Annotated in this window: 20 protein-coding genes and 1 riboswitch; of the genes, 9 read left to right on the top strand and 11 right to left on the bottom strand. The window is 72.1% G+C overall.

Going from position 1 to position 18,326, the window contains the following annotated elements; translation table 11 throughout:
* Positions 1-94: 94 nt before the first annotated feature.
* A complete protein-coding gene (locus tag ACWGKQ_RS18045; RefSeq protein WP_453292888.1) occupies positions 95-820 on the top strand; it encodes a lysophospholipid acyltransferase family protein in 726 nt (241 codons plus the stop codon).
* 102 nt (positions 821-922) lie between these two features.
* Here ACWGKQ_RS18045 and ACWGKQ_RS18040 read toward each other — a convergent pair whose 3' ends face one another.
* The 8 genes from ACWGKQ_RS18040 to ACWGKQ_RS18005 form a co-directional block, all read right to left on the bottom strand.
* The gene (locus tag ACWGKQ_RS18040; protein ID WP_453293000.1) at positions 923-2,494 is read right to left on the bottom strand and encodes an alpha/beta hydrolase; all 1,572 of its coding nucleotides are present in this window, start codon (positions 2,492-2,494) and stop codon (positions 923-925) included.
* 172 nt (positions 2,495-2,666) lie between these two features.
* The gene (locus tag ACWGKQ_RS18035; RefSeq protein ID WP_453292999.1) at positions 2,667-3,428 is read right to left on the bottom strand and encodes an urease accessory protein UreD; all 762 of its coding nucleotides are present in this window, start codon (positions 3,426-3,428) and stop codon (positions 2,667-2,669) included.
* A complete protein-coding gene (gene ureG / locus ACWGKQ_RS18030) occupies positions 3,425-4,105 on the bottom strand; it encodes an urease accessory protein UreG (RefSeq protein WP_453292887.1) in 681 nt (226 codons plus the stop codon). The genes ACWGKQ_RS18035 and ureG overlap by 4 nt, the downstream gene beginning before the upstream one ends.
* Positions 4,106-4,375: 270 nt before the next feature.
* On the bottom strand, positions 4,376-5,053 hold the full coding sequence (locus ACWGKQ_RS18025) for an urease accessory protein UreF (protein WP_453292886.1): 678 nt from the start codon (positions 5,051-5,053) through the stop codon (positions 4,376-4,378).
* A gap of 15 nt (positions 5,054-5,068) precedes the next feature.
* Positions 5,069-6,790 carry an urease subunit alpha gene (locus ACWGKQ_RS18020; RefSeq protein ID WP_453292885.1) on the bottom strand — a complete coding sequence of 574 codons (1,722 nt, stop codon included), beginning with the start codon at positions 6,788-6,790 and terminating at the stop codon, positions 5,069-5,071.
* Positions 6,783-7,094: an urease subunit beta gene (locus ACWGKQ_RS18015; RefSeq protein WP_453292884.1), complete on the bottom strand. Its 312-nt coding sequence runs from the start codon at positions 7,092-7,094 to the stop codon at positions 6,783-6,785. The genes ACWGKQ_RS18020 and ACWGKQ_RS18015 overlap by 8 nt, the downstream gene beginning before the upstream one ends.
* Positions 7,095-7,105: 11 nt before the next feature.
* Positions 7,106-7,408: an urease subunit gamma gene (locus ACWGKQ_RS18010; protein WP_069762335.1), complete on the bottom strand. Its 303-nt coding sequence runs from the start codon at positions 7,406-7,408 to the stop codon at positions 7,106-7,108.
* Positions 7,409-7,719: 311 nt separating this feature from the next.
* Positions 7,720-8,007 (bottom strand): type II toxin-antitoxin system Phd/YefM family antitoxin, encoded by a 288-nt coding sequence (locus ACWGKQ_RS18005; RefSeq protein ID WP_453292883.1) that lies wholly within the window; start codon positions 8,005-8,007, stop codon positions 7,720-7,722.
* Positions 8,008-8,146: 139 nt separating this feature from the next.
* Between ACWGKQ_RS18005 and ACWGKQ_RS18000 the strand changes: the two genes are divergently transcribed.
* The 3 genes from ACWGKQ_RS18000 to ACWGKQ_RS17990 all read left to right on the top strand — a co-directional run bounded on the left by ACWGKQ_RS18000 (position 8,147) and on the right by ACWGKQ_RS17990 (position 10,121).
* Entirely contained in the window at positions 8,147-8,782 is a 636-nt protein-coding gene (locus tag ACWGKQ_RS18000; protein ID WP_453292882.1) for an ATP-dependent Clp protease proteolytic subunit, read from the top strand.
* Positions 8,783-8,789: 7 nt separating this feature from the next.
* On the top strand, positions 8,790-9,098 hold the full coding sequence (locus ACWGKQ_RS17995; RefSeq protein WP_453292881.1) for a hypothetical protein: 309 nt from the start codon (positions 8,790-8,792) through the stop codon (positions 9,096-9,098).
* Between the two features lie 364 nt (positions 9,099-9,462).
* Positions 9,463-9,644, top strand: a riboswitch (cyclic di-AMP (ydaO/yuaA leader).
* A gap of 3 nt (positions 9,645-9,647) precedes the next feature.
* Positions 9,648-10,121 (top strand): C40 family peptidase, encoded by a 474-nt coding sequence (locus tag ACWGKQ_RS17990; RefSeq protein WP_453292880.1) that lies wholly within the window; start codon positions 9,648-9,650, stop codon positions 10,119-10,121.
* 33 nt (positions 10,122-10,154) lie between these two features.
* Here the strand turns inward: ACWGKQ_RS17990 and ACWGKQ_RS17985 are convergent, their stop codons facing one another.
* Positions 10,155-10,613 (bottom strand): ATP-binding protein, encoded by a 459-nt coding sequence (locus tag ACWGKQ_RS17985; protein ID WP_453292998.1) that lies wholly within the window; start codon positions 10,611-10,613, stop codon positions 10,155-10,157.
* 212 nt (positions 10,614-10,825) lie between these two features.
* On the opposite strand from ACWGKQ_RS17985, the gene ACWGKQ_RS17980 reads away from it, so the two are divergent.
* Together ACWGKQ_RS17980 and ACWGKQ_RS17975 are read left to right on the top strand one after the other, a co-directional pair.
* On the top strand, positions 10,826-11,686 hold the full coding sequence (locus ACWGKQ_RS17980; RefSeq protein ID WP_453292879.1) for a helix-turn-helix domain-containing protein: 861 nt from the start codon (positions 10,826-10,828) through the stop codon (positions 11,684-11,686).
* A gap of 9 nt (positions 11,687-11,695) precedes the next feature.
* Positions 11,696-11,923 carry a DUF397 domain-containing protein gene (locus tag ACWGKQ_RS17975; protein WP_453292878.1) on the top strand — a complete coding sequence of 76 codons (228 nt, stop codon included), beginning with the start codon at positions 11,696-11,698 and terminating at the stop codon, positions 11,921-11,923.
* A gap of 112 nt (positions 11,924-12,035) precedes the next feature.
* On the opposite strand, the gene ACWGKQ_RS17970 is transcribed toward ACWGKQ_RS17975, so the two are convergent.
* Entirely contained in the window at positions 12,036-13,163 is a 1,128-nt protein-coding gene (locus ACWGKQ_RS17970) for an 8-amino-7-oxononanoate synthase (protein ID WP_453292877.1), read from the bottom strand.
* A 147-nt stretch (positions 13,164-13,310) separates the two neighbouring features.
* Here ACWGKQ_RS17970 and bioB point away from each other — a divergent pair, with 147 nt between their 5' ends.
* From bioB to bioD, 3 genes are read left to right on the top strand one after another with little or no spacing between them, the layout of a single operon-like run.
* Positions 13,311-14,537, top strand: a complete 1,227-nt coding sequence (gene bioB, locus ACWGKQ_RS17965) for a biotin synthase BioB (protein ID WP_453292876.1) — start codon at positions 13,311-13,313, stop codon at positions 14,535-14,537.
* Positions 14,530-15,810, top strand: coding sequence for an adenosylmethionine--8-amino-7-oxononanoate transaminase (locus tag ACWGKQ_RS17960; protein ID WP_453292875.1), 1,281 nt, complete (start codon positions 14,530-14,532; stop codon positions 15,808-15,810). Before bioB ends, ACWGKQ_RS17960 begins: the two co-directional genes overlap by 8 nt.
* 2 nt (positions 15,811-15,812) lie before the next feature.
* Positions 15,813-16,529, top strand: coding sequence for a dethiobiotin synthase (gene bioD, locus ACWGKQ_RS17955; RefSeq protein WP_453292997.1), 717 nt, complete (start codon positions 15,813-15,815; stop codon positions 16,527-16,529).
* 95 nt (positions 16,530-16,624) lie between these two features.
* Here bioD and ACWGKQ_RS17950 read toward each other — a convergent pair.
* A partial coding sequence (locus ACWGKQ_RS17950) for a LuxR C-terminal-related transcriptional regulator (RefSeq protein WP_453292874.1) occupies positions 16,625-18,326 on the bottom strand: 1,702 nt, incomplete at its 5' end.

The raw sequence follows: 18,326 nt of genomic DNA, 5'->3' as shown, positions 1-18,326 counted from the left end.
ACCGCAGGCGCACATGAGCCACATGCTGGGCAAGCACTAATGACCTGGGAAGAACGCCGGCTCGCAGGGGAGCCGGCGAAGTGAGGGGCGAGCCGTGTTCTACTACCTGCTCAAGTACGTACTGCTGGGGCCGCTGCTGAGAGTGGTGTTCCGGCCGCGGATCGAGGGCCTGGAACATGTGCCGCCGTCGGGTCCTGCCATCGTCGCCGGCAACCATCTCTCCTTCTCCGACCACTTCCTGATGCCGGCCGTCCTCAAGCGGCGCATCACGTTCCTCGCCAAGGCCGAGTACTTCACGGGGCCGGGGGTGAAGGGCCGGCTGACCGCCTTCTTCTTCCGCAGCGCCGGGCAGATCCCGGTGGACCGCTCCGGAAAGGACGCGGGCCAGGCCGCGATCCGGGAGGGGCTCGGGGTGCTGAGCAAGGGCGAGCTGCTCGGCATCTATCCGGAGGGCACCCGCTCGCACGACGGCCGCCTGTACAAGGGCAAGGTCGGGGTCGCCGTGATGGCGCTGCGGGCCGGTGTCCCGGTGATCCCCTGCGCGATGATCGGCACCTTCGAGGCGCAGCCGCCCGGCAAGGTCATCCCGAACCTCCACCCCGTGGTGATCCGCTTCGGCAAGCCCCTCGAATTCTCCCGCTATGCCGGCATGGAGAACGAGAAGGCCGTCCTGCGCGCCATCACCGACGAGATCATGTACGCCATCCTGAACCTGTCCGAGCAGGAGTACGTCGACCAGTACGCGGCCGTCGTCAAGGCCGAGCAGGCGGCGGCGAAGGGCGAGAAGGAACGCAAGTTCCCGCGGGCGCCGCTCAGTTGACCTTGTACGAGCGTCGAGGCCCTGCGCGTGGGACGAGGGGCGGCCGGAGTGTTCCGGCCGCCCCTCGTCGCCATACGGGTGGTACGGGTCGTACGGGAGTGGTTACGGCTGCGGGGTGGCGTGCGGGCCGCAGGTGACGTCCGCGCTGTCCAGACCGCCGGTGAGCAGGTAGGTGTCCACGCGGCTGTTGATGCACGGGTTGACCAGGCCGGTCACGCCGTGCGAGCCGGCGCCCTGCTCGGTGATGAGGCGGGAGCCCTTGAAGCGCTTGTGCAGTTCGACGGCACCCTGGTACGGGGTGGCGGCGTCACGCGTGGACTGCACGATCAGCACCGGCGGCAGGCCCTTGTGGGTGGTCACGTCCACCGGGGTCTGCTGCTTGACCGGCCAGGTGGCGCAGGGCAGGTTCATCCATGCGTTGGCCCAGGTCATGAAGGGGTACTGCTTGTTGAGCTCGGTGTTGTCGCGGTCCCACTTCTTCCAGCTGGTGGGCCACTTGGCGTCGGTGCACTCGACGGCGGTGTAGACGGCGTTGCCGTTCTCCGAGGTGATGTTGCCGGCGGTGTCGGTGAGGTCCGGGGCCGCCGCGTCGACCAGGGCCTGGGTGTCACCGGCGAAGTACTTGCTGAATACCGTGGCGACCGGGACCCACGAGGAGTCGTAGTACGGCGCGCTCTGGAAGAAGCCGATCAGCTCGGCCGGTCCGACGACCCCGCCGATCGGGTTCGCCTTGGCGGTGGCGCGCAGCTGGAGCCACTTGGCCTGCACGGCGTCCCGCGTGGTCCCCAGGTGGAAGGCGGAGTCGTGGGCGGCGACCCAGTCCTCCCAGTCCTTCCAGCGGCCCTCGAAGGCGACGTCCTGGCCCAGGTTGGCCTCGTACCAGATGTTCTCGCGCGACGGGTTGACGACACTGTCGACGATCATCCGGCGGAGGTGACCCGGGAACAGCGTCCCGTACACGGCGCCGAGGTAGGTGCCGTAGGAGACACCGAGGTAGTTGAGCTTCTCCTCGCCGAGCGCGGCCCGGATGACGTCCAGGTCGCGGGCGGTGTTCGGCGTGGTCATCTGCTGGAGCATCGCCCGGCCGGTGCGCTCGGCGCAGCCCTTCGCGTACTGCTTGGCGAGCCCCCGCTGGGCGGTCTTGTCCGCCTCGGTGTCCGGCACCGGGTCGGCCTTGGGCGCCTTCACGAACTCCTGCGGGTCCTCGCAGGAGATGGGCGCCGAGTGGCCGACACCGCGCGGGTCGAAGCCCACGAAGTCGTACGCCTTCGACGCGTTGACCCACAGGGGGTTCTTGGTGGTGACCCGGAGCGGGAAGCGCATCCCCGAGCCGCCGGGGCCGCCGGGGTTGTAGACGAGCGCGCCCTGGCGCTCCGCCTTCGTGCCCGTGCTGCCTATTCGGTCGACGGCGAGCCTGATCTGCTTGCCGTCGGGCTTCGTGTAGTCGAGCGGCACGCTGACCCAACCGCACTGGACGGGCTTGGTCAGGGCCCAGTCGGCCGGGCAGTCCGCCCAGTCGATCCCGGCCTTGGCGGCCCGCGCGGCCGCGATCGCGGCACCCCGCTGCGCACGGTCCTGGCCGCCGTGCCGGGCCTCGGCGCCGGCGGCGGGCGCCGCGAGCGCGCCGGTGATCAGGCCGGCCGTGACGAGTACTCCGGCCGAGCCGAGCGCCAGCACCCGGCTTCTCGATCTGAAGTTGTCCCTCAAAGGGGTTCCTCCCCGTACATGATGACGAATGGTCAGGGGAGATCCTTCCGGCTGTGAGCCTGCTGAGAACAGGGCCTGGCAGCCGTCTTTATCAATCCGATAACCGGACGTTCGTATCCCGCTCGTCCCGCTGAGCGGATCAGCCGCCCAGCTGGCCCAACGCCTCGTCCAGGACCCGGCGCAGCCGCAGCGCATCGCCCGCCACCGCACTCACCAACGCGGCGGGCCCGGCGAGCGGAGTGAGCGCGGCACACTCCCCCAGCATCCGTGCCCCCACCGGCTCCACGGCGAACTCCGGCCGCACGACGACGAGTTGCCCCACCGCACGATGTCCCGCCAGCACGGCGGGGCCGTCCCAGCCACCGGGCGCCCCGGGCCCGCAGGCCAGTTCCTGGTCCAGTACGGCCTTCCCGTCCACGCGCACGGTGAGCCGGCTGCCGAGCCGTCCGGGCTCCTCCCCCACCCGCCCGAGCACCTGCTCCTCCCGCAGCACGAGCCGCCCCCCGGCCCCGACGTCGACACGCGTGGAGACGCGCAGATCACTCCCGTTCGCGGAGATCAACTGCTCGGGCAGCCAGCGCAGTTCACCCCCGTCGGCGACCTGGAGCCGGACGTCGTACCGGGCTTCCTCCTTCCCCTGCCCCGGCAGGGCGATGGTCGCGGCGGCCGACCCGACCCACAGCCGGGCCCCTTCCTCCACCCGGGCCTCGATCCCGAACCGGTCCCCGCCGAGCGGACCGCTCATCGCCCCGACGACCATCACCCGGGCCTCGGCCCCGCTCCCCCGGGTGCGTCGCAGCGCGAGCGGCCCCTCGCCCTCCAGCACGGGCAGCGAGGTACCGCCCCGCCCGTCGTCCCGGGCGACGATCCGCGCGGTGGCGCGCACCCCGGTGACCGTCATGCGGTCCACGCGGCGAGCCGCTCCCGCAGCCACGCGGCCACGTCGGCGACGCCGGTCTCACTGCGCAACGACTGGAAGACGACGGGCAGTTCGGCCCGCTGCGCCTTGGCGTCGGCGGCCATCCGCGCCAGGTCCGAGCCGACGTGCGGAGCGAGGTCCGTCTTGTTGACGACGAGCAGGTCGGCCGTGGTGACCCCGGGCCCGCCCTTCCGCGGGATGTCGTCGCCTCCCGCCACGTCGATCACGAAGATCTGCGCGTCCACGAGCCCCTTGGAGAAGGTGGCGGTGAGATTGTCCCCACCGGACTCGACGAGGATGAGGTCCAGCGGACCGACCTCGTCCTCCAGGTCCTCCACGGCTTCGAGATTGGCCGAGATGTCGTCCCGGATCGCGGTGTGCGGGCAGGCCCCCGTCTCGACGGCGGTGATCCGCTCCGCCGGCAGCACGGCCTCCCGGAGCAGGAACTCGGCGTCCTCGCGGGTGTAGATGTCATTGGTGACGACGGCGAGGGACAACTCCGCGCGCAGGGCCCGGCACAGGGCGGCGACGGTAGCGGTCTTCCCGGACCCGACGGGACCGCCGAGCCCGATCCGCAGAGCCCGACGCGACCCGTCGGCCCGACGTGCGTCGGCACTGAGGGCAGCAGGACCGTGGTGGTGATCGTGGTCGAGATGCATGTACGGCTCCTTAGTAGTGCTTGGCCTTCCCGTTGGCCTGTTCTGCAACTCCCAGCCCGTCCGGCTCCACAGGCCTTGTGTTTCGGCCCGTCCGGCTTTCGACGACGAACCGGCCCGCACCCCCACTCTCCAGCCCGTCCGGCGTTTGAGGACGAGGCCGAAGGCCGAAGCGGGGGCCCGGGGGCGGCAGCCCCCGGAACGGGCGGTCGAAGGGGGCCCACCCCCTGGAGGGACGGGACCGGGTAGGGGCGGCGAGGGCGGGCACTCCCCCTACGACGCGAACAACCGCACCGCCCACCCCGCATGCCACTCCGCCCCGATCTCCGCCAACGGCGCCGACGCCGCGGGCAACGCATCGACCCCCGCCCCCGCGACCACCCCCCGCGCCGCCTCCACCGCCCGGTCGGCCACCCGGTCCACCTCCACCGCCAACCGCGCCAGCACCCCCGTCGCCTCGAACGGGTCCAGACTCAGCAACCGCACCACCGCCGTGGCCGGCCCGCTCACCGACTCGTACGCCGCGCAGTAGGCCGCGTCCTCCGCCGAGAGCCCCGCGGCCCGTGCCACCACCCCCAACACCACAGGCTGATGGGCCCCCTTGGGGAACTCCGCCGCCAGGGCGTCGAGTTCGGCGCCCGGCCAGGCCACCCGCGCGGCCCGCAGCAGCTGCCGTCCGAGCCTGCGCGCCGCCCCCCGGAGCGCGGCCGACGGCGTCCGCGCATCCGCCGCCGCGTCCAACTCCCGTACGTCCGCGCCCAGTACCGCAGCCGCGGCGACCGCACCCGCCACCAGCCCCGCCGTGTGCAGCCGCCCCCGGCAGTACTCCTCCAGGCTCGCGGCCCCGGTGATCCGCCCGGCCTTGACGGCCGCCTCCGCGCCGCCGGAGTGCGCATGCCCTCCGGCGGGAAAGCGGCCGTCGGCCAGAACCAGCAACGCTGCCCGAGACATCACAGACCTCGGCTCTCAGAAGAGGAAGTAGCGCTGGGCCATGGGCAGTTCCGCGGCCGGCGTCGCCTCGACCAGTTCCCCGTCGATGTGCACGGCGAAGCTGTCGGGGTCGACCCGGACGCTCGGACGCGCGTCGTTCTCCCGCATGTCCGCCTTGGTCACCCCCCGGGTCGACTCGATGCCGACGAACCGCTTCCCGAGCTGGAGCCGCTCCGGCAGTCCGTCCTCGATCGCCAACGGGGCCACGAAGTTGAAGGAGTTGGCGGCCGGCGCCCGTCCGATCGCCCCGTACATCGGGCGCGGCAGGATCGGCTGGGGCGTCGGGATCGAGGCGTTGGCGTCGCCCATCTGCGCGTAGGCGATCTGCCCGCCCTTGACGACGAGGTGCGGCTTGACCCCGAAGAACGCGGGCTCCCAGAGCACGAGGTCGGCGAGCTTCCCGGTCTCCACGGAGCCGATCTCGCGGGCCAGCCCCTGGGCGAGCGCCGGGTTGATCGTGTACTTGGCGACGTACCGCCGTACCCGGTGGTTGTCGGCCCGCCCGTCGCCCGGCAGCGCGCCCCGCCGCCGCTTCATCACGTGCGCGGTCTGCCAGGTCCGCAGGATCACCTCGCCCACGCGCCCCATGGCCTGTGCGTCGGAGGAGATGATGGAGATCGCGCCGAGGTCGTGGAGTATGTCCTCGGCGCCGATGGTCGACGGCCGGATCCGCGACTCGGCGAAGGCCAGGTCCTCCGGCACCGCCGGGTTGAGGTGGTGGCACACCATCAGCATGTCGAGGTGTTCCTCGGCGGTGTTCACCGTGTACGGCCGGGTCGGGTTCGTCGAACTCGGCAGCACGTGCGGTTCGGAGACGACCGTCATGATGTCGGGGGCGTGCCCGCCGCCCGCGCCCTCGGTGTGGTACGCGTGGATCCCGCGACCGCCGATCGCGGCGAGGGTGTCCGCCACGAAGCCCGCTTCGTTCAGGGTGTCCGTGTGGATGGCCACCTGGATGCCGGTCCGGTCGGCGACGGTCAGGGCCGCGTCGATGACGGCCGGGGTCGAGCCCCAGTCCTCGTGCAGCTTCAGCCCCAGCGCCCCGCCCCGGATCTGGGAGACCATCGCCTCGTGCGAGACGGTGTTGCCCTTGCCCAGGAAGCCGATGTTGAGCGGGTACTGCTCCATCGCCTCCAGCATCCGGGCGAGGTGCCACGGGCCGGGGGTGACGGTGGTGGCCTTCGAGCCCTCGGCGGGTCCGGTGCCGCCGCCCACCAAGGTCGTGATGCCCGCCGCCAGCGCCTCGTCGGCGATCTGCGGGCAGATGAAGTGGACGTGCGCGTCGACCCCGCCCGCGGTGAGGATCCGCCCGTTGCCGGCGATGACCTCGGTCTCGGGGCCGATCACCAGGTCGGGGTGGACGCCGTCCATGGTGTCGGGGTTGCCGGCCTTGCCGATGCCGGTGATCCGGCCGTCGCGGATGCCGATGTCGGCCTTGACGATGCCCCAGTGGTCGATGATCACGGCGCCCGTGATGATCGTGTCGGGGGTGCCGTCTGCGCGCGTAGCGCGCGACTGGCCCATGGACTCGCGGATGACCTTGCCGCCACCGAAGACCGCCTCGTCCCCGGCGAGTCCGGGCCCGCCGGAGCGGTCCTCCTCGATCTCGACGACCAGGTCGGTGTCGGCGAGCCGGATCCGGTCGCCGGTGGTCGGTCCGAACAGGTCGGCGTAGGCGGCGCGGGAGATCTCAGGCATCGAGGGCACCTCCGGTCTCGCCGCGCAGCCCGGGAACCACACGGGCGCCGGTGAGCGGGACGAGTTCGACGTCGACGGGGATCCCGGGCTCGAAGCGGACGGCGGTGCCGGCGGCGACGTTCAGCCGCTTGCCGCGCGCCGCGTCCCGGTCGAACTCCAGTCCGGGGTTGGCCTCGGCGAAGTGGTAGTGGGAGCCGACCTGGACGGGCCGGTCGGCGGCGTTGAGGACGGTCAGCCGGGTGACCTCACGGCCCGCATTGAATACGACGGACCCGTCGGCGAAGAGCACCTCTCCGGGAATCATCGGCGGCCTCCTCAGACGATCGGGTCGTGGACGGTGACGAGCTTGGTGCCGTCCGGGAAGGTCGCCTCGACCTGGACGTCGTGGATCATCTCGGGGATGCCCTCCATGACGTCGTCCCTGGTGAGCAGCTTGCGCCCGGAGGCCATGAGTTCGGCGACGGTACGGCCGTCGCGGGCCCCTTCGAGGATGTGCGACGTGATGAGGGCGACCGTCTCGGGGTGGTTCAGCCGGAGGCCGCGGGCCCGGCGCTTCTCGGCGACGTCGGCCGCCACGTGGATCAGCAGCCTCTCTTGCTCGTGCGGGGTCAGTTGCACGTCCCACCTCACAGTCCTCGCTCCGGACCGTGCGGGGTCCGGTTGCCGCAGCCACCCGTCCGGACACAAAACCGCTGGTGGCGTGGATGGGCAGGCTAGTTCGCCGGAGTTTCAACGACGTTAACCGCACCTTGATCAGCTCATGACCGGCGCACGAGCCTCCCGACCGGCGCACGGAAGCGCGTCTCATCCGGCGCGCAATCCGAGTCCCGCCGCGCGATCCGGGTCCCGTCCCCGCCCCCGGCCGGCCCGTGACACCCGAACGGCCCTCACCCGAATGCTCCAGGGGAGGGCCGATGCCAGGTCGCCGGTCAGGAGCCCGCGGCCCCCCGGTGCTCGGCCGCGATGCCGAAGCGGCCGCGCTCCGGGCGTACGGCGGCGGTCTCACGGACCGCGGAGACCGAGCTGACCACGTGGTCCACGTGCTCCTCGGCGGGGTCCGGGAGCTCTTCGAGGCGTTCGAGGTCGGCGGCGGAGACGAGGGCGACCAGCGGCTTGCCGTGGCGGGTCACGACGACGCGCTCGCCGCCGTACACCACCCGGTTGATCAGTTCGGCGAGCTCAGCCCTGGCTTGGGTCACCGGAATCTCGTAGGCCATGAACCCAGCTTACGGGGCACCCCGGACATCGCCTCGTGTTCGGCGACAGCGGAATCCCCACCACAGAGTATGTACGTCCTGTACATTTTTTACAGAGAGCTCGGCCGTCGAGACGTCCAGCCATGAGGAGGGGTACGCCATGACCCGACCGTCCGCCCGCTATGTCCTGCCCGAGTTCACGGAACGAACGGCCACGGGGCAGCGCACCCTGGATCCGTACTCGAAGCTGCTGGAGGAGCGGATCGTCTTCCTCGGCACGCCCGTCGACGAGACCTCGGCCAACGACGTGATGGCGCAGTTCATGTACCTGGAGTACGCGGCTCCGGAGCGGGACATCTCGCTGTACATCAACTCCCCGGGCGGGTCGTTCAGCGCGATGGCCGCGATCTACGACACCGTCCAGTACGTGAGCTGCGACGTGGAGACGATCTGCCTCGGGCAGGCCGGGGCGTCGGCGGCGGTGCTGCTCGCGGCCGGCACACCGGGCAAGCGGTCCGTGCTGCCCGGCGCCCGCATCGTGCTCCAGCAGCCGTCGCTGCCGGAACCGGTACAGGGCCAACCGAGTGATCTGTTCATCCAGGCCGAGGAGTTGGAGCGGGTCCGGGCGCTGCTCGAAGAGATCCTCGTCCGGCACACCGGGCGCACGGCGGAGCAGGTGCACCGGGATCTGGAGCGGGATCTGGTCCTGGACGCACACGAAGCACTGGCCTACGGACTGGTGGACCGAGTCGTGCCCAGCCGCCGGACCTCGCTCGGCCTGCCGGACGCGGGGTGAGCCGCCGATGCTGCCCCCGGAACTTCCGCCGTTGCCCGCGCTGACCCGCGCCGAGGGCGAGCTGATCGACCGTTACCTGGACGTGGTGGATCTACTGGGCCGGATCAATCCGGCGCAGAACGAGGACACCTACCGCGCGCTGCGCGCCGCGCAGGCGCTGGTGCGCGCGGCGTCCGAGCTGCGTGACGCGCTGGCCCTGATGCATCTGCGGGGCGAGACGGAGCTCCACGGGGACACGCTGGCACGGGCGTTGCGGGTGCTCGACGGCGAGCGCCGGACCGCTCGCGTCGCACTCCCGCCCGACTGCGTACGGTGAGACCCGCCGGACTCCGGTCCGGCGCGTCGACGGCGCGACCGGGCCGGAGTCGAAACGACCCAAAGGGGTTACCGCCGTTCGGCGGAGTGTGGCGTGGTTTTACCTGCCCGCGGGGGCCGCTCAGGTTGCCTGCGCGGGGGTGCCCGCGAACAGCTTCCTCGCAGGTCCGGGGCTACGCAGGGCAGTTGACGGAGAATCGAACACAGCACTGTCCACCCGAACGGGTGGGTGGTGAGTAACCCCACAAATCCCCGATTCCATTGGGATTTTCGGACACGAGTGCGTGAAGATCCCTGTCTGACGACAAGCCCCCGCCACAGCGGCGGGGCGGTCCGGGCGGACGCCGAGTCCTGCCGCCGCCCGGATTGACCCGTCGACAGAAGTGCATCGGCAGGAGTGGAGGACCCAAGCAAGCCGGGTCGCCGGAACGGTCGCGCCACGACCGGACCGAGCAGCCCTTGGGGTGAAGCCGTGGCAACACGGCCGGGCAACTTCGCCAGCCCGAATCCGACAGGTCATCCTTCACAGGCGGCTGACGAAGGGTTGCGCATGACTGCGCTCAATCGTGTTCCGTCGCTGATGGCCCGGGCCGGTACGGCCTCGGCGCTGACCATCGCCGCCGTGGGCGGCTCGATCGTGATCCCGGGTGTCGCCTCCGACGCCTCGGCCGCCACGATGGCGACGAAGGCACTTCAGGTCGCTGCCTCGAAGAAGGGCGCGCCGTACAGGTGGGGAGCCACCGGTCCGAACAGGTTCGACTGCTCGGGGCTCACGCTGTACTCGTTCAAGAAGGCGGGCAAGAAGCTGCCGCGTACCGCGGCCCAGCAGTACAACAAGACCCGTCACATCTCGGCCGGCAACCGCAAGGCCGGGGACCTGGTCTTCTTCCACTCGGGTTCCAGCGTGTACCACGTCGGCATCTACGCCGGGAAGGGAAAGATCTGGCACGCCCCGAAGACCGGGGACGTGGTGAGGCTCCAGAAGATCTGGACGCGCAGCGTCTGGTACGGCCGGGTCAGCTGACCCGTTCCAGCGGCCGGCCGGCAGGGCTCGGGGCTACGGCTCCTGCTGACCGGCCGCTGTGACGGTGCCCGCCGGGACCGTCCAGGGGAGTTCGATGGAGACGGTCTTGCCGCCCTCCCGGGTGGGGCGCACCCGGAGCTTGCCGCCGCACTCGGCGGTCAGCCAGCGGATGATGACCATGCCGCGCCCGTTGTCCTGCTGGACCGCGGCGGGAAGTCTCTTGGGGAAGCGCGGATGACTGTCCGTGACGCCGATGCGCAGCTGTTCGTCACGGTCGAGCACCAGGTCCACCGTGAAGGTGGGTGACTGCCCGAAGGTGTGCTGCACGGCGTTGGTGGCGAGTTCCGAGACGATGAGGCGGATGGTGTCCGCGGTCTCCGTCTCCGGTGGCAGTCCCCACTCGGCGAGGGTGTCCAGCACATAGGAGCGGGCGGCGGAGACCGAGGCGGGATCGCTCGGCAGGGTGACGGATGCTTCCAGGTGGTCTGCCATGGCGACGTCGTCCCTTTCCTCGGGACCGGAGTCCGACACGGTGCGGATGGTTCGAGTACGGTCCCGGACTGGTGCTTCTTCGCCAGACTGCCATTACCGGGCCGGTCACGGGGAGCGATCCACCAAGATATGCATATATCTGTCGCTCGAAGCGGTGAACTCTGCTACCTCAGACCGTATTTGGGCGGCTCGGAAGGAGTAAGGAGTAGCCCATGCAGAACGGTCCCGCGGTACGCCGCCGGAAACTGGGCGCCGAACTGCGCACACTGCGCACCGGCGCCGGCCTAACGAGCGGTCAGGCCGCCCGTCTGGTGGGCTGGCACCAGTCGAAAGTGAGCCGGATCGAAACCGGCGCCAGCGGTGTGAAACCGGCCGATGTGCGGTTACTCCTGGACGCCTACGGCGTGGTCGAGGGGCAACTGCGGGAGTTGCTCCTGGTGTTGGCGGGGTCTGAGGACACCGCGGGACGGCACCACTGGTGGCACGCCTATCGTGGCGTACTGCCGCCCGCCTACCGTGATTTCATCAGCCTGGAGTCGCAGGCCAGCGCGATGCGCACGCTGGAGACCTCGGTCGTGCCGGGGCTGCTGCAGACCCCGGAGTACGCGCGTGCGGTGACCCGGGCGGCCGTCGACGGGCGTGACGACGAGGCCCTGGACGCCCTGGTGGAGGTGCGTCTGGCCAGGCAGGACGTGCTGCGAAACGATCCGCCGCTGAAGCTCAGCGCGGTCCTGGACGAGGCCGTGCTGCGCCGGGAGGTGGGCGGTCCCGGCGTGATGGCGCGGCAGCTGGCGCGGCTGATGGAGGCGGCCCGGTTGCCCCAAGTGCGGCTCCAGGTACTGCCGTTCGCGGCCGGGGCGCATGTCGGCATCACCGGGCCTTTCGTAATCTTCTCATTTCCGAGCACTTCTGATCTGGACGTGGTTGTTATCGACCAGTTGACGAGTAGCCTCTACCTGGAGCGGAAAGAAGACCTCCAGGCCTACACGGAGGCCTTCGACACGCTCCGGATCCACGCCCTTTCGCCCGAGGACTCGTTGGATTACATCGCCGGGATAGCTGACGGCGCGTAAGGAGGCACCATGACTGCACTGCCTCGGAACGTACCTTCAAGTGCTGATCTGCACGGTTTGCGGTGGCTGCGCAGCAGCTACAGCACCGGAGCGAACAACTGCGTGGAGACGGCACGGCCGCGCTCCGGCCCGTCGGCCGGACTGCTCGCCGTACGCGACTCCAAGGCTCCGGCAGGACCCGCGCTGCTCTTCTCCCCCGAGAGCTGGGCGGGCTTCATGACCGCACTCACGGATTGATCAGCCCAAGACGAGTCTGATCAGATTCGAACGAAACCGATCAGACCCCAACCCTTGTCCATCACCGACTCCGTATCCGCTTGCGCGCCAGGCCCGGCCGTGTCACGCCGACTCATGGTCGTGTCTTGCCGATCACACGTACAGCGCGTTCGATCTCGGCCCCGGAGAGGTCCGCACGGGCGGTCAGCCTGAGCCGTGAGATGCCGTCCGGCACCGACGGCGGACGGAAACAGCCCACGGTCAGGCCTGCCGTCCGGCAGTCGGCCGCCCACTGCACGGCCTGCTCCGGGGACGGGGCCCGCACGGAGACCACCGCGGCGTCCGGACGCACCGCTTCCAGACCCGCGGCGGTCAGCCGTGCGTGCAGCTCGGCTGCCACCTCGCGGGCCCGGGCCGCACGTCCCGGCTCGCGGCGCAGCAGCCGCAGGGCCGCCAGCGCCGCCCCCGCCGCGGCGGGGGCCAGGCCGGTGTCGAAGATGAAGGTCCGGGCCGCGTTGACCAGATGGTCGATCACCCGGGCCGGGCCCAGTACCACCCCGCCCTGACTGCCCAGCGACTTCGACAGGGTCGCCGTGACCACCACGTCGTCCGCGCCGGCCAGCCCGGCCGCGTACGGCGCGCCCCGCCCGCCGTCCCCGAGCACCCCGAGCCCGTGGGCGTCGTCGACCAGCAGCCCGGCGCCGCGCTCCCGGCACGCCTCGGCCAGTCCGGCCAGCGGTGCCGCGTCCCCGTCGACCGAGAACACCGTGTCGGAGACGACCACTGCGGGGCCCTCGTGCGTGCCGAGCGCCTTGCGTACCGCGTCCGGATCGGCGTGCCCGACGACCTGGGTGGTCCCCCGGGCCAGCCGGCAGCCGTCGATCAGCGAGGCGTGGTTGAGGGCGTCGGAGACCACCAGGGAGCCGTGCGGGCCGAGCACCGTGACGGCGGCGAGGTTGGCCGCGTAGCCGGAGGAGAAGACCAGGGCGGCCTCGAACCCGCAGAATCCGGCCAGCTCCCGCTCCAGCTCGGTGTGGAGCTCCGTCGTACCGGTCACCAGCCGGGAGCCGGTGGAGCCGCCGCCCCAGGTCCGGGCCGCCTCGGCGGCACCCTCGGCGACCTCCGGATGGTGGGCGAGGCCCAGGTAGTCGTTGCTCGCCAGGTCCAGCAGCGGTGAGTCGGCGGGGCGGGGGCGCAGGGTCCGTACCAGTCCGGCGCGGCGGCGCTGCTCCGCCTGTTCGTCGATCCAGCCGAACGCCATGACCCCTCCGGTGAATTTGTAGGCAGTGAACAGACCCTAGCGGGACCGCCGTCCCCCCACTGTGTGGCAATACCCACACGTCGAACCGACAGGGTTGTGCAAACTCTCCTTGGCCCGGAGCAGCCTCGTAGTACAGGATCGGCTCTCATGGACCTGCTGAACACGCTGGTGGACAAGGGGCTTCGGCGCGAGCTGCCGACCCGCGAGGAAGCGCTCGCCGTACTGGCGACCTCCGACGACGACGTGCTCGATGTGGTGGCCGCGGCCGGCAAGGTGCGCCGGCAGTGGTTCGGCCGGCGCGTGAAACTCAACTACCTGGTCAACCTCAAGTCGGGCCTGTGTCCCGAGGACTGCTCCTACTGCTCGCAGCGGCTGGGCTCCTCCACCGGGATCCTGAAGTACAGCTGGCTGAAACCCGACGAGGCCTCGAAGGCGGCCGCCGCGGGCCTGGCCGGGGGCGCCAAGCGGGTCTGCCTGGTGGCCAGCGGGCGCGGCCCGACCGACCGGGACGTGGACCGGGTCGCCGGCACCATCAAGGCCATCAAGGAGCAGAACGAGGGCGTCGAGGTGTGCGCCTGCCTCGGTCTGCTCTCCGACGGGCAGGCGGAGCGGCTGCGCGAGGCGGGGGCGGACGCCTACAACCACAACCTCAACACGTCCGAGGGAACGTACGGGGACATCACGACCACGCACACGTACGCCGACCGGGTGGACACGGTCAACAAGGCGCACGCGGCCGGGCTGTCGGCCTGCTCCGGTCTGATCGCCGGCATGGGCGAGACGGACGAGGACCTGGTCGACGTGGTCTTCTCGCTGCGCGAGCTGGACCCGGACTCCGTTCCGGTGAACTTCCTGATCCCGGTCGAGGGCACCCCGCTGGCCAAGGAGTGGAACCTCACCCCGCAGCGCTGCCTGCGCATCCTGGCGATGGTGCGGTTCGTCTGCCCCGACGTGGAGGTGCGGATCGCGGGCGGCCGCGAGGTCCATCTGCGCACCATGCAGCCGCTCGCGCTGCACCTGGCCAACTCGATCTTCCTCGGCGACTACCTGACCACCGAGGGCCAGGCCGGCCAGGCCGACCTGGAGATGATCGCGGACGCCGGGTTCACGGTGGAGGGCGCGGACGAGGTGACGCTGCCGCAGCACCGGGCCGAGCTCCAGGGGGCCGGCTGCGGATCGCACGCGGCCGAGGGCGCGGGCTGCGGATCGCACGCGGCGGCCGAGGGCGCCGGCTGCGGATCGCACGCCGAGGCCGGGTGCGGGGCGGTGTGCGGTTCCCACGAAGAGGTGAACGTCCCCGCCAACGAGCCGCGCACCGACCTGGTCGCCGTCCGCCGCCGGGGTGCCGGAACGGATCTCGCGCCCAATGCCTGACCTGAGCGTCCCCGAGCTGCTGGACCTCGACCGCCGGCATGTCTGGCACCCGTACGGTCCGATGCCCGGCCGGGCCGAACCGCTCGTCGTGGAGTCGGCGAGCGGGGTCCGGCTGAGGCCGGCGGACGGCTCGGGCGAGCTGGTCGACGGGATGTCGTCCTGGTGGTCGGCGATCCACGGCTACAACCACCCGGTGCTCAACGAGGCCGCGCACGACCAGCTCGGCCGGATGAGCCATGTGATGTTCGGCGGGCTCACCCACGAGCCCGCCGTCCGCCTGGCGAAGCTCCTGGTCGACATCACGCCCGTCGGCCTGGAGCACGTCTTCCTCGCCGACTCGGGGTCGGTGTCGGTCGAGGTCGCGGTGAAGATGTGCCTGCAGTACTGGCGCTCCCTCGGCCGCCCCGCGAAGCAGCGCCTGCTGACCTGGCGCGGCGGCTACCACGGCGACACCTGGCAGCCGATGTCCGTCTGCGACCCCGAGGGCGGGATGCACGAGCTCTGGTCCGGGGTGCTGCCCCGCCAGGTGTTCGCCGACGCACCGCCGACGGAGTACGACGAGTCGTACGCCGAGCATCTGCGGTCGGCGATCGAGCGGCACGCGCACGAGCTGGCCGCGGTGATCGTGGAGCCGGTGGTGCAGGGCGCCGGCGGGATGCGGTTCCACTCCCCCGCCTATCTGCGGGTGCTGCGCGAGGCGTGCGACGCGCACGACGTGCTGCTGGTGTTCGACGAGATCGCGACCGGCTTCGGGCGCACCGGCGCGCTGTTCGCGGCGGACCACGCGGCCGTCACCCCGGACGTGATGTGCGTCGGCAAGGCACTGACCGGCGGCTACCTGACGATGGCGGCGACCCTGTGCACGCCCGGGGTCGCCGAGGGGATCTCGCGGGGCGAGGTGCCGGTGCTGGCGCACGGGCCGACGTTCATGGCCAACCCGCTCGCGGCCTCGGTCGCCTGCGCCTCAATCGGGCTGCTGCTGGGACAGGACTGGCTCGCGGAGGTCAAGCGGATCGAGGCGGGGCTGCGGGAGGGGCTGGCGCCCGCCCGGGAGATGCCCGGTGTCCGGGACGTCCGGGTCCTCGGCGCCATCGGGGTGGTCCAGCTCGACCACGAGGTCGACATGACGGCCGCGACGGCCGCCGCCGTGCGCGAGGGCGTGTGGCTGCGGCCGTTCCGCGACCTGGTGTACACGATGCCGCCGTACGTCACGGGTGACGCGGACGTGGCACGGATCGCGCGCGCGGTGTGCGCCGCCGCGCGGGAGGGATGAGCATGCCGATCCTGGTGATCACGGGGACGGGCACGGAGGTCGGCAAGACGGTCACCACGGCCGCGCTCGCCGCCGCCGCGCTCGCGGCGGGCCGCTCGGTGGCGGTACTGAAGGCCGCGCAGACGGGGGTACGACCGGACGAGCGCGGCGACGCCGACGAGGTCGCGCGGCTCGCGGGCGCCGTCACGGCGTCCGAAGTGGCCCGTTTCCCGGAGCCGTTGGCGCCGGGCACCGCGGCCCGCAGGGCGGGGATGGCCCCCGTGCGTCCGCGGGACGTGGCGGAGGCCGCGGCCAAGCTGGCCACCGAGCACGAGCTGGTGCTGGTCGAGGGCGCGGGCGGGCTGCTGGTCCGGTTCGACGCGGCGGGCGGCACGCTGGCGGACGTGGCCCGGCTGCTGGACGCACCGGTACTGGTCGTGGCATCGGCCGGTCTCGGCACCCTGAACACGACCGAGCTGACGGCCCGCGAACTGCGGGCCCGGGAGCTGGAGTTGCTGGGCGTGGTGATCGGCAGCTGGCCCGACTCCCCCGATCTGGCGGCGCGGTGCAATGTCGCCGACCTTCCGGAGGTGGCCGGGGCGCCGCTGCTGGGTGCGCTGCCCGCCGGGGCCGGGGCACTGGCACCCGCGGACTTCCGTGCGGTGGCGCCGAGTTGGCTGTCGGCACGGCTGGACGGCAGCTGGGACGCGGAGGCGTTCCGGAGGCGGGTAGCGCCTTAGCGCCGGGGCAGGCCACGTCGGTCGGGTGCGACGCCCCCGAAGGGGCGCGGGGAACTGCGCGACCAGCCCCCACACAGCCGCACCCGACCGACCGGCTAGGGCGACTCGCCGAGCAGGCGGACCAGTTCGATCCGGGAGCGGATGCCCAAGCGGGCGAAGACGCCGCGCAGATGGTGGTCGATGGTGCGGGGGCTGAGGTTGAGCCGGTCGGCGATCTCGCGGTTGGTGGCGCCCTCGGCGGCCATCCGGGCGACCATCAGCTGCTGGGCGGTGAGCACGGCGGCCGGGTCGGGCGCACCGTTGGCAGGTGTCAACGCCGTTCCAAGGGCCCGGAGTTCGGCACGGGCCTGGGCGGCGCAGTGCGGGGCGCCGAAGGACTCGAAGGCCTCCAGGGCGCTGTGCAGCCGGTCCCGGGCCTCGGGGCGCTGCCGCAGCCGGCGCAGCGCACTGCCGAACAGCAGCTCGGTACGGGCGCGTTCGAAGTCCCGGGTGCCCCGGGCGTGCAGGTCCAGGGCGGCGCGGTAGTGCTGGACCGCCTCGGCGCCGGGGGCGAGCAGGGCCCGGCAGCGGGCGCTGAGCGCGAGGTCGTCGGTGCTGCGGACGGCGGTGGCCCAGCGGTGGTAGTCGGCGTGCGCGGCGCGGGCGACCCGGGTGTCGCCGGTGCGGACGGCGGCCTCGACGTAGTGCGGGGTGGCCAGGTGCCGGATGGCCCGGTGGCCGTGTCCGGGCCCGAACCCGGCGAGGGCGCGCAGCCGCGCGGCGGCCGCCGGGAAGCGGCCGCTGGTCAGGTCGAGGAAGGCGAGCGCCCACTGCGCGAGGGCGGCGGGCAGGCCCAGTCCGTGCGCCAGGGCGTGCGAGCGGGCGGCCGCCGCCCGCTCCCGGCAGGCCTGCTCGTCGCCGGTGACGGCGGCGAACATGGCAAGCGCGGCCTGGAGATGGCAGGCCCCGTTGTCCTGCCCGGTGGCGTGGGCCTGCCGCAGGGCCTCCTGGGCGGCTGCCCCGGCGGCCCGGGGGCGGCCGGTCCAGAAGTCGGCGTAGGCGCGGAACTCCATGGCCTGCGCCTCCGTCCCGGGGACACCGCGCGCCCGGGCGGAGGCGGCGGCCCGGAGGGTGGCGGTGACGGTCCGGGTGTGGTCGCCGAGCATCAGCGCGGCGATGCCGGAGTGGATCAGCGGACCGGGGTCGCCGCCGGGCCCGCAGCGGCCCGCGGTGGCCTTGAGGAGGACACGGGCGTCGGCGTAGCGGCCCTCGACGGCGCAGGCGAGTGCCGCGAGGATGCCGGACGGCGGCAGGTCGAGCCACTGGGCGAGGACATGGGCCTCGCGGCAGCGTCTCAGGTCGCCGGTGTAGACGGCGGCCTCGGTGGCGAGGGCGAGGAGTTCGACGGCATCGGCGGAACGTTCCTGCCGTACGGCGGCGGTGAGCAGGGCGTCGAAGGCCTCGGCGGCGTTGCCGGCTCTGAGGGCGAGGACGCCGTTGAGGGCGGAGTTGTCCGTACGGGCGGCGAGCCGTCTGGCCCGGTCGGGCTCTCCGGAGCGCCAGGCGTCGGCGGCGGCCCGGGCGAGCAGCCGGGCCTCCTCGACCGGGTCGGAGCAGAGGTCGGCGGCGCGTTCGGCGAGGGCGCGGGCCAGGCCGGGCCGCCCTTCGGCCCGGGCCCGGTCGGCGGCGGTGCGCAGTTCCGCCGCGAGCCGGGCGCTGGGGCCGAGGGCGGCGGCGCCCCGGTGCCAGGAGCGGCGGGTCGTCTCGTCCTTGCCGCCGAGCACCCGGGCGAGCAGCAGGTGGGCTTCCCGCCGGTCG

This window comes from Streptomyces sp. NPDC054770 (genome assembly GCF_053611985.1).
The sequence above is the reverse complement of the archived record's forward strand: the minus strand, read 5'-3'. Positions and strand labels throughout refer to the sequence as shown.